Genomic DNA, 11491 nt, shown 5'->3' with positions numbered 1-11491 from the left:
GAAACGCCCCGGATCCTTTATCTTCCTCCGGCAGCGGCTTTCTTATATTCCATCAGTTTCTGTCTTGCTTCTGCATTTAAATGTTTCGGAACCTGAATTTGTACCGTTACATACTGATCACCATGGACATTTGCATCCTTCATGGAAACGATTCCTTTTCCTCTTAAACGAATCCTGCTTCCTGACTGTGTTCCTTCTTTAATCTTGCACATCACATCACCATACAGGGTATGCACCCTTGCTTCTCCACCAAACACAGCCGTTGTATAAGGAATGCTGACCGTTGTATAAACATCCATACCTTTTCGTTCATATCCGGCTTTTGGCTGAACAGTTACTTTCAGAAGCAGATCTCCTGCACCGCCTTTTCCGGTTCCAGGCATCCCTTTTCCACGAAGTCTTATACTCTTTCCACTGTCAATTCCTGCCGGAATATGCACCTCAAGTGTCTGCGCCTTTCCGCTCTGATCCTGCAGAGTAATTCTTTTATCACATCCAAATGCTGCCTCATCAAATGTAACAGATACACTGGCATTCAGATCCTGTCCTTTCTGATCAAAGCCTGCTGACCCGTGACCGCCAAATCCTCCGAAGCCACCAAATCCGGATCCATCGTCATAGAAACTGCTTCTGTGAAAACCATGACCTCCGAAACCATCTGTGCTTTTACTGCTGCTTCCATGGAAGATATCTTTAAACATATCTCCGAAAATATCATCTGCATTTCCTGTAAAATGATACTCCTGATATCCTCCAGGACCACTTTTGAATCCCTGGAAACCATTTCCAAATCCACTGCCCTGATAGCTGCCTCCTGCAGACTGGTCAAATGCGGCGTGTCCAAACTGGTCATACATCTTCTTCTTTTCCGGATCACTCAGTACTGAATAGGCTTCTGTTACTTCTTTGAATTTCTTTTCTGCATCCGGATTTCCGGCATTGGTATCCGGATGATACTTCTTTGCCATCTTCCGGTAAGCTTTTTTGATTGTCTTCTCATCTGCATTCTTTGCTACTCCGAGCACCTCGTAGTAATCCCGCTTTGCTGCCATGTTCTGTCACCTCCTGCCTGTAAAACACCCCGGAGATTGCTCTCCGGGGAAAATTTATCTTCTATATTAACCTTCAATTGTGATATATTTCTTCTCTTCTACCGCTGGTTTTGCTTCTTTTTTCGGAACAAAGAGTTTCAGAATACCATGTTTAAATTCTGCTTTGATATCTTCTTCTGTGATATCTTCACCAACATAGTAACTTCTCTGACATGCTCCTGCGTAACGTTCACGGCGGATATACCTGCCGGTTTCTTTCTCCTGTTCATCCTGATCAAGACCTTTCGCCGCACTGACTGTCAGATAACCATCTTTCAATTCTGCAGTAACTTCATCTTTCTTGAACCCTGGAAGATCAATCTCAAGTTCATATCCATCTTTCATTTCCTTGATATCTGTCTTCATCAGATTATTCGCATGATGTCCATAGAGCTTCTTTTCTGCTCTGTTCTCTGCTTTATCTGCATATCCGTAAAACGGAAATCCAAACCAATCATCATCAAATAAATTATTATTAAAAATACTAGGCATTAACATAAGTCCTGTCTCCTTTCAAACACTCATAATACGTTCGGAACACTCTCTGGCGAACCTTTCTTTTCGTTCCCCTTCCTTTGTTCTACCTGTACTATAGCACGTATTATTAGCACTGTCAAGAGGTGAGTGCTAATTTTTTGAGATTTTTTTTTCACCAGCTTTTAAGATTGCTTGTATGTCTTTTATATTTATTCCAATCATAAAGAATCCTTTCGATTTTACAAATGTCGCAGATTCACACGATATTCTTTTAAAGACGCTTCATCGGCATTGGAAATCTGATATTCCAAATGCTTAATCAATTTCTTCTTTCCAGTTTCCCTTTTGAAGCTCATACTGTGAGATTTGTGTCATTTTCGACTTGTTATCCAGATATTTCTCCAGTTCGATTTCTCCCATAACTCTGTCAAAAGTCAGCACTGGATCACAGATGTCCAGATAATCTTGAATTAGCATTGGCAAAATTTTTTTCGGGACTGTTCTTTTTTCACAGCCCCTCAGCTACAGTTTTTTTACTCTCTAAAACAGAATTTACAGGATATTTTTTATACAAAAAAAGAACCTCACTGGTCGTTTCCTGTTGTTCTGGCATATTCCTTTGATGTAATCTGTCTGCCCTGTCTCCATTTCCGATAGACATACTCCAGAAGGTCTTCTTCCAGTTCTCCTCTGGCTTTTGCAGTATCAATATTTCTGTTTTCTGTTTTTTTTATCCGCCATTACTTCACTCTCTGTGTTCTTGTTTTCCTCTTTTGCTTCTGGTTAGTTACTTCAAACCATGGTTTTCCCCATTATATTGTTCTTTTTTTAAGTTTGTCAATGCATTTTACCTGTTAATCATCCGTTTCCTTTAATTTTGTCTGGTCTGTTGTCTGGGTATCGATACATACCGCATGAACAGCAAACCGTTTGCTGTATCCATTCCCGGTACAGGTGGACAGCGTCAGGATCTTGTTCGTTGACTTTGGTCTGATCCCGGTATCAAAATCCGAGTCTTTTACCATCTCGTCAATAAACGTCTGGTATTCTTCCCCCGGCTGATAACCGACTTTATATACATTGCCGCCATTCACCGCATCCTCATAGGAGAAGATCTGATAGCGGTAGGCAGTGCTTTCGGTATAGACCGTAAAGTACTGGTTCTTTTTCCAGAAGCCTTCATCCTTGTATTTCTTCAGACTGCCGAACATACTGCCATTGTTCATGTTGTGTCCGTAAATGATGTTATAAAGGTCGGAAAAATCTGACTGATTCAGTCCTTCCAGAAAGATACTTCCGGCGATATGCTTATTGCCATGGATATCTTTGCGCAGATATTTTTCGTTGTCCCCGGAGTGCACGATAGGATAGTTGATACCAAGCTCATTCTGATCGTCGAACCGTATCTAGCCGATGCCGTCCGGGTTTTCTGTTTTTAACTGGTCAAATTCGACTTTAATGTCGGTGCTCCACCAGTCTTTTTTCTTCTGCTTCCCGTCATCTGGTTCGGATTCATCACTGACATATTCTTCGGCAAGTTTTTCATAATCTTTCGTCGACTGCCATCGATCAATATACGGCGGCAGAATATTCCACAATGCCACACCTATCAGAATTACAGCCAGAAAAATCCATATCAGCCATCTATAAGAATTCTTTTTCCTCATGTCACGCTCCCGCTCTTGTTAGCTCTATCAAACTGCTATTGTCATTATGGAATGCACCGCCAGAAATGTCAATCCTTTTCTTCGCACTGTTTATCCATTGGAACTGCCAGCCAGTGTTTCTGATTCATGTACTTTGCCGGAGCAAGGTGATACATTTCGATATAATTGCTTATCATATCCGACTCTGCCTGAACTTCCATGATTAACATTGCAGATTCTGAATTTCATCTCTGGTTGGCATTACACGCAGTGCCCCTTTTCTTGTTGTAATCACAGATGCTGCCGCATTTGCAAAAGTCAGCATTTCCTTCAGGTTTTCTTCCTCTAAACCTTCCATTCCGTGTTCACAGATATAATGTAATACACAACCACAAAATGTATCTCCTGCTCCTGTCGTCTCAATTGTATTCTTCTGAAGGAACGGTTTTACTTCTACCATCGTTCCGTTATAGTATGCACGACTTCCTTCTTTTCCCATAGATACAAGGATCAGCGGAATCTGATATCTTTCTCTAATCCAATTTACCCCTGCCGTATAGTCTTCTTCACCTGTCAGCCATTGGATTTCATTGTCTGAAATTTTCAGAATCTGACAATGTGCTAATCCATACAATACCTGTTCCTTTGCCTCATCCAAAGAGTTCCAAAGTGGTGGACGTAAGTTCGGATCAAAGGAAATAACTGCACCGGATTCTTCTGCAATACGGATTGCTTCTTTTGTTGCTTCGCGCACTCCTCCATGTGTCATGGACAACGTTCCGAAATGGAAGATTTTTGTTTCTTTAATAAGTTCTGCCTGAACCTCTTCTTTATTCAGCATCATATCCGCTCCCGGATTACGATAAAACGAAAAATCTCTGTCTCCATCCGGATAAGTATGTACCATAGCAAGTGTCGTATGGATTTCCTTATCTGTACATAATCCACCTGCATCAATCCCTGCTTCTGTTATCGCATCTCTCAGCTGTTCTCCGAAAAAGTCTTCCCCTACTTTTCCGATAAATGCCGTCTTATGTCCGAGTTTCGTCAGCATTGCAAGTACATTGCATGGCGCTCCTCCCGGATTTGCCTCAAAAAGTGGATTTCCCTGATTACTTTTTCCATTTTCTGTGAAATCAATTAACAATTCTCCAAGTGCCACTACATCATATTTTTTCATTATATTCTCCATTCTGCCTCCAAAAATGACATTGCTTTTTCCATAAAATTCCTGTTTTTTCACGCACCATCTGTACTGATAAGGATTCATCCATACCGAATTTATTTCCAGTTTTTCTCCTGTAAATAAATCCTCATATTCACCTTCCAGACAATTCAGCCATGCATTCTGTCCATATTCTGAAAAATTAGCCAGACAGATTAATTCTTCATTTCCTGCTGTTCTTCTAATCGCAAAAACCGCATAATTTCCTGTATCCCAGGTAGAAATACCGGCAGTTTCTCCAAAGCAATTTTCCTGACGCCGTATTTCTTCCATCTGCTTCAGACCATTCCAGATGTCGTACTGTACTGTACCCGCTTTTTTTCTCTTGTCTGCATTGTCCCACTGGAACGGACTGCGGTGCAGATACCTGCTATCCGCAGCAGTATCTGGATTTTTCTTATAATCATAATCATTTACCTGACCGATCTCGTCCCCGGATGAAAGCATTACAAATCCTTCCATACTCATACATGCCGCATGCATCATGAGCACTCTTTGGATTCCTTGTTTCACCTGTTCTAAATCCCCTTCAAATCCACCTTTTTCAATTCCGCACAAACTCGCAGTTGTTCCACAGCTTCTGGCATCTTTCGTCGCTGGATCGTAATTATATAATTCTCCTCGCGCAAAGCTATATGGATAAGTACCTTCAAAGAAATGATACAAATATTCTTTGTGCCGGATTGGGTTTATTTCCAGCTTTTTCTCCTGTTCTTCATCCAGTCCCCAGCCAATATCATCATGACAGCGAAGGTAATTGACAAAATAGCAGTTCTTCGGAAGGCTGTGGATCACATCCATCTGATGCTTCAACATCCTTGTGTCTCTCGTAGCCAGTGCTGCCCACAAATTTACCATGCTGGAAACTCCATATAACATATGACATTCCGGTTCACTCTCTGTTCCAAAATAAACCGGCAGTTCTTTTGGTTCCATAACAACCTCACCTTTCAGGATCACAGCCGGGCAGATCATTTCAACAATGATACGCAGCATCCGGACAATACTATGAACCTGGGGAAGATTTCTGCAGCTTGTTCCTAATTCTTTCCAGATATAAGGAACTGCATCAATACGAAACACTTCTACTCCAAGATTTGCCAGATACAGGATATTCCCAATCATTTCATTAAATACTTTCGGATTATGATAATTCAAATCCCATTGATAAGTATAAAATGTTGTCAGTACATGCCTGTGCATCTCTTCACACCATGTAAAATTTCCCGGAGCGGTTTCCGGAAACACTTGCGGCATAGTCTTTTCAAATTGATCCGGAATTTCTCGCGTCTCATAGCACTGATAACGATCCATATATTCCTGTTCGCCTCTCTTGGCTCGTATCGCCCACTCATGTGTATCTGCCGTATGATTCATAACTACATCCAGACATAAGCTGATGCCACGCTTTCTCAGCTCTTTTGTCAGTCTTTTTAACTCTTCGTTTGTTCCTATTTCCGAATCGACCTGCTTAAAATCTTCCACCGCATACCCACCGTCATTATATGGATGAGGCATCTTTAAAAGCGGCATCAAATGAAGATAGGTAATCTTCTGCTCTGACAGATAATCCAAGTGTTCTATCACACCTTTTAATCCCCCCGCAAACAGCTTCGGATACATCGTCATTCCAAGCATATTTCTGTTGCGATACCAGTTTGGTTCTTTCTCTCTTCTACCGTCTAATCTCCTAAGCTCCGCCGATCTGTCCTGATAAGCCCCTTCCAACATCTGCATTAGTTCTTCATAACATTGTTCATTGTGATATAACTGCAGATATTTTTCATGCAGTTCCTTCTCATATCTTTTTCTTCTTTCCTCTATCATCAATACTCTATGCTCCTATACTACAAAGGGGATTCCCGTTCCAGGAATCCCCCTATCATTATCCATACGTCTTCAAACTCCATGTAAGTTTTATCATGTATTTTCTAAACCAGATCGTATTTCACTACATCGATTTTAGCTGCACCTTCAGCAAAAAATGAAATTCCTTTTGCCTCTTGTTCTGTAAATAGGACAGCCGACATAACCTGCTCGCCATCATTAATAAATATCTCTGCGCTAAATCTATCCAAAATCACACGAAGCTTTAATTCATCGGCATCTCCATTTACCCGGCATCTTCTCTGATGAACCAATGCTCGTTCACTTCCTGAAAATTTTCTATCAATTTTCAGGACAGACTCATCCGGGCGGAAACTCAGTTCTGTATGAAACTTCTCATTCTGTGCAAAGCGTAATGCAAATTTTTTATAGACATTCCCCTTATCTTCCGGACGTATCACAAGTTCCATGTCTATGGTTCGTCCTTCGATTTTATCTAATGTAATTATATCATTATTTATTACCACATTGTTGTACTCAACTCTGTTTTTACGCATTGCATCAAGTTCTTTGACTGGAGTTTGGTAAAGTCTTCCATTTTTTACAGACAATTCTCTCGGCAGACTCATTTGTGCAAACCACTTCGAATCGTTATCACGATGAGCTAGTGTATCCCAGTTCTGCATCCAACCAATCATAATTCTCCTGCCATCCGGGGCTTCCAACGTCTGCATTGCATAAAAATCAATTCCATAATCCACAGATTGCGTAAACTGCTCTTTTAAAGTATATGTATCTTTGTCCATTTCTCCTATGATACATAAAGTACCGTTTCCATTATGAAATTCGAAGCCTTCCGGCAACATATCCTGCGGACTGGTCAAAAGAACGTGTTTTCCATCCAGTTCAAAGAAGTCCGGACATTCCCACATCTTTCCAAAACGTTTCTTATTTTCTGCAAGGATGCTGACAAATTCCCACTCAAATCCATCCTTGCTTCTATAAAGAAGAATCTGTCCACTTCCGTCTGCTGGTCTGCTTCCGATAACACAATAGAAGTTCCCGTCTTTTCCTTTCCAGATCTTTGGATCACGAAAATCCACTTTACTTGCACCTTCCGGAAGATCTTTGGCTGTCAGAACCGGATTCTTCTCATATTTCTTATAATCTTTTCCATCGCCAACAGCCACTGCCTGTGTCTGAATATCCCTTACCGTTCCATCTTCCATTTTCTCCTGATCCACTGCAGTATAGATGAGCAGCTGTCTGCCGTCTCCTAACTCTGTTGCACTTCCTGAAAAGCATCCAATCTTATCATACTCTTCATCCGGTGCCAAAGCTGCCGGAAGATATTCCCAGTGAAGCAGATCCTTACTAACCACATGCCCCCAATGCATACTGTTCCAGTATGTATCGTATGGATGATACTGATAAAAAAGATGATACTCTCCCCGATAGTATGAAAAACCATTCGGATCATTCATCCATCCGACATATGGACTCACATGAAAAACCGGTCTGTCTTCTGCTTTTATCTGCTTTCCCTGTTCATCTTCATATTTTCTAGCCTTTTCTAACATCTCACTCATGCGAATCCTCCTATTATTCGTATCGTTATTTTTCTTCACTCAATGACTCTTGATACTGATCAAAGTATTTCTGTTTAATTGAAAGATAATCAGAAAGTCCATACTGTTCCATTTTCTTCAGATAGGAATCCCACTCTTTTTCAATTCCTCCATTCAGGATCCAGTCTGCTTTCTTCTGCTCTGCATATTTTTTAATATCGGTATCGTACTGAGATACTTTATTGGTATCATCAATGCTCATAAAGACATTTGGGTAAACATACTTGCTATTCATATCCTGTAAATAAGTTTCATGCATATTGTCTAAACGCCATTTTGCATCTTCCGGCTGTGTTACATATACATCATAATATTCATTCAGTACTGCAAGTGGACCATTTACAGATTGTGCCTCACGTACTTCTACCGGCGACTGCGTTCCAAGATCCATGTGCTTCAGCATTTCTCCGCCATCTTTATTTTTGGTCAGTTCAAAAATGTTAAAAGAATCCTTTTCTCCATAAGTTCCCCAGTTATTCTGTGGTGACTGAAGGGGTGCATACATCTGATCGATCCATGCAGCAGCAAGTGCTGTGTCACGACAGCTGGATGTAAGGACACATCTTCCACGATCGAATCCGCTTGTTTCGCTGTTGTTCTGTCTTGTGATATTTCTCATTCCATTCGGTCCTGTCAAAGCCGGCAGCATAACATAATCTTCATTGTTATCAATATTTGCAATATCCCATGTAAAGCAGAGACCATATCGATGATTCTTTCCTTTTGCTACATAGGTGGACCACTCTTGTGTAAATGCTTCCGGGTCAACCAGATCCTCTGTTACAAGCCTATGCAACCATTCAATTCCTTCTTTATACCCCTCCTGAACCGTTGTATAAATAACTTTTCCTTCATCCGTTACAGCGAAATGATCCCCTGTATCTCCATAACCCTCTCCAAATCCATTGATCAAAATTGCAGGATCCTGATCTCCATTATTGATAATAAATGACATTGGGATCACATCACCTTCAATTGAAAATTCTTTTTCAAGTTCATCTGCATGATCACGGAACTGAATTAATACCTGTTCCAATTCATCTGTTGTTGTCGGAATCTCAAGTCCAAGATAATCCAGCCATTTTTTGTTAATATACGGAATATCTCCGATTGCCTGAATGGCTTCTTTCCCAGCTCCAAGCTGTTCAATCCATGGAAATGAATAAATATGCCCATCCGGTGCTGTACACATTGTCCTGTATTCTGGGTATTTTTCAAATACTGCCTGTAAATTCGGCATATATTTATCTATCAGATTTTCCAATGGAATAATGATTCCCTGCTTTGCATAACGCAACAGATCATACTCACTCATTCCGGCATTGAATAATCCATCCGGCAGATTTCCAAACTGGGCAAGTGCCAGGTTTTTCTTATCAGAAAACTGATCTGATACAAAACAAGTCCAGTCAATATGAACATTGGTCTGCTCTTCCATACGCTGAAAGATCACTCGTTCATTTGGCTCCTGTGTTGATGTAGCCGGTGCACTTGTAATAAAGGAAAGTTCTGCGGTTTCCTTCAATGGAAACTGCACTTCCGATACAGGTGTATCCGGATCAATTTCAGCTGCAAGCTGCCGCTCTTTTCCACATCCTGCAACTCCTACCATCATCGTCATAGACAGTACAATTACAAGTAATGCATTTACTTTTCTTTTCTTCATATCTGTATCGTTCCTTTCTTATTAGCCTTTTACCGATCCTACCATAATTCCTTTGTCAAAATATTTCTGGAAGAACGGGTACATTACTAACAGTGGTAAACTTGATACTACAATGGTTGCATATTTAAGCTGTTCTGCTATTTTTGCCATTTCTGCCGTGCTCTGGATATCGGCGATCATTCCCGGCTGTGGTGTATTCTGTACCAGGATAGAACGGAGCACTAACTGCAACGGCTGCAGATTTGCATCATTCAAATAAATCATTGCATCGAAATAACTGTTCCACATTCCAACGAAAGACCAGAGTGCCAGAACTGCAATGATCGGCTTACATACCGGAATCATAATTTTAAAGAAATGTTGGATCTCATTCGCCCCGTCAAGCGCAGATGCTTCTCTTAATTCTGTCGGAATTGATTGATAATAAGTTCTTGCGAGAATCATATTCCATACATTAAATGCCCCCGGAATCAGGATTGCCCACACCGTATTCACCATGTGCAGCTGATTGATCAAAATGAATGTAGGAATCATTCCACCCCCAAAGAACATTGTGATCAGGAAAATAATATTGAAAAATTTTCTTCCTACAAATTCTTTTTTAGACAACGGATATGCTGCCAGCAATGTCACAAAAACGGAAATAACTGTAAATGCAAGTGAATACAGGAAAGAATTTAAGAATCCACGCCAGATCATTTTATTCTGTAACACTCTTCGATATGCGTCTAATGTCCAGTCCTTAATGTTAAAACTCAATCCCTGGTTATTCAAAACAGTCGGATCCATAAAGGACGCTAATACCACATAGATAATCGGTATTGCTATAGAAAGGACGAATAAACCAAGAATGGTAAACCCGATTCCAAGGATTACTTTGTCTGTCCTTGAATATTTTTTCTTCTTTTTTTTCTCCATCTTTTCTCCCTCTTTCCTATAATCCTTCTCCGTCATTCAGTTTCTTAACAACCCAGTTTACAAAAATCAGCAAGATAACATTTACAACAGAATTGAAAAGACCTACTGCTGTAGAATATCCATAATCTCCATTCAAAAGTCCGATACGGTATACATATGTAGACAGGATTTCTGATGCTGGCAAGTTCATATCTGTCTGTAACGCATAAGCTTTTTCAAAACCTATACTCATAATATTTCCGGCCTGTAAGATAAACTGAATTACAATAATATTTTTAATTGCCGGCAGCTCTACATACCAAATCTGCTGCAGAAGATTCGCTCCATCCATGATGGCTGCTTCTTCCAGCTCCTTGCTGGCATTTGCCAATGCTGCTGTGTACATAATAGATGACCATCCTGCCGCCTGCCAGATTCCACTTGCAATATAGATTGTCCGAAATGCAGAAGGCATTGTCATCCAGTTTGTACTGATTCCGAGTACTTTATTCAGCGGTCCTACAGGTGATAAAAGCATACGGACCATACCACAGAGTACAATGACTGAAATAAAGTTCGGCATATAGATCAAAAGCTGGACTTTCTTCTTAATTCCTGTCTTTCGGATACGATTCAGAAGCAATGCAAGAATAATCGGAACCGGAAAGCCCCACAGCAATCCGTAGATACTCAATTTTAATGTATTCATCAGATAGTTCATAAAATCCGGTGAAGATAAAAATCGTCTGAAATACTCAAGTCCGACCCAGGGACTCCCAAGAATTCCTTTGATTACATTGTAGTCTTCAAAAGCAATCAGAAGACCACCCATCGGGAGATACTTAAAAATAATTGTCAGCAAAAGTCCCGGCATCAGGAAGAAAAGATATAACTGCCAGTTTTTCTTCACATAAGTCATCTTTTCTCTCCAGGTTCGCTTACTTACGGACTTTGCTTGGTTTTGCATTCTTTTCATGCATTTCTTCCTCCATTCCTTTAACTTATCGTGCAAAACCGGTTAAGTAACCGGTTAC

At 40.5% G+C, this 11491-nt stretch carries 10 protein-coding genes and 1 pseudogene; all 11 read right to left on the bottom strand.

Features of this window, described 5'->3' with window-relative positions; all coding sequences use genetic code 11:
• Positions 1 to 17 precede the first annotated feature (17 nt).
• Positions 18 to 1052: a DnaJ C-terminal domain-containing protein gene (locus tag PG840_RS06905; RefSeq protein WP_270205295.1), complete on the bottom strand. Its 1035-nt coding sequence runs from the start codon at positions 1050 to 1052 to the stop codon at positions 18 to 20.
• 66 nt (positions 1053 to 1118) lie between these two features.
• Positions 1119 to 1589, bottom strand: a complete 471-nt coding sequence (locus PG840_RS06900; protein ID WP_008370865.1) for an Hsp20/alpha crystallin family protein — start codon at positions 1587 to 1589, stop codon at positions 1119 to 1121.
• A gap of 294 nt (positions 1590 to 1883) precedes the next feature.
• The gene (locus tag PG840_RS06895) at positions 1884 to 2045 is read right to left on the bottom strand and encodes a hypothetical protein (protein ID WP_243000039.1); all 162 of its coding nucleotides are present in this window, start codon (positions 2043 to 2045) and stop codon (positions 1884 to 1886) included.
• Positions 2046 to 2422: 377 nt separating this feature from the next.
• A complete protein-coding gene (locus PG840_RS06890) occupies positions 2423 to 2944 on the bottom strand; it encodes a class B sortase (RefSeq protein ID WP_270613468.1) in 522 nt (173 codons plus the stop codon).
• A gap of 30 nt (positions 2945 to 2974) precedes the next feature.
• Positions 2975 to 3235, bottom strand: a complete 261-nt coding sequence (locus tag PG840_RS06885) for a hypothetical protein (protein WP_117835592.1) — start codon at positions 3233 to 3235, stop codon at positions 2975 to 2977.
• Between the two features lie 202 nt (positions 3236 to 3437).
• Complete coding sequence (locus PG840_RS16930; protein WP_117555945.1) at positions 3438 to 4394, bottom strand: carbohydrate kinase family protein; 957 nt, start codon at positions 4392 to 4394, stop codon at positions 3438 to 3440.
• 795 nt (positions 4395 to 5189) lie between these two features.
• A pseudogene (locus PG840_RS16925) lies at positions 5190 to 6062 on the bottom strand (alpha-amylase family glycosyl hydrolase); the annotation flags it as partial.
• Between the two features lie 308 nt (positions 6063 to 6370).
• Positions 6371 to 7855, bottom strand: a complete 1485-nt coding sequence (locus PG840_RS06875) for a glycoside hydrolase family 32 protein (RefSeq protein ID WP_270613454.1) — start codon at positions 7853 to 7855, stop codon at positions 6371 to 6373.
• Between the two features lie 25 nt (positions 7856 to 7880).
• Positions 7881 to 9560 (bottom strand): ABC transporter substrate-binding protein, encoded by a 1680-nt coding sequence (locus tag PG840_RS06870; RefSeq protein ID WP_117822665.1) that lies wholly within the window; start codon positions 9558 to 9560, stop codon positions 7881 to 7883.
• 21 nt (positions 9561 to 9581) lie between these two features.
• Positions 9582 to 10478: a carbohydrate ABC transporter permease gene (locus tag PG840_RS06865; protein ID WP_173826182.1), complete on the bottom strand. Its 897-nt coding sequence runs from the start codon at positions 10476 to 10478 to the stop codon at positions 9582 to 9584.
• 16 nt (positions 10479 to 10494) lie between these two features.
• On the bottom strand, positions 10495 to 11433 hold the full coding sequence (locus PG840_RS06860) for an ABC transporter permease (protein WP_117822661.1): 939 nt from the start codon (positions 11431 to 11433) through the stop codon (positions 10495 to 10497).
• Positions 11434 to 11491 lie beyond the last annotated feature (58 nt).

The organism is Coprococcus sp. AM97-35, assembly GCF_027697525.1.
Classification (GTDB): domain Bacteria; phylum Bacillota; class Clostridia; order Lachnospirales; family Lachnospiraceae; genus Allocoprococcus; species Allocoprococcus comes.
Note: the sequence above shows the minus strand (reverse complement) of the source record. Positions and strands in the feature narration are given on the sequence as shown.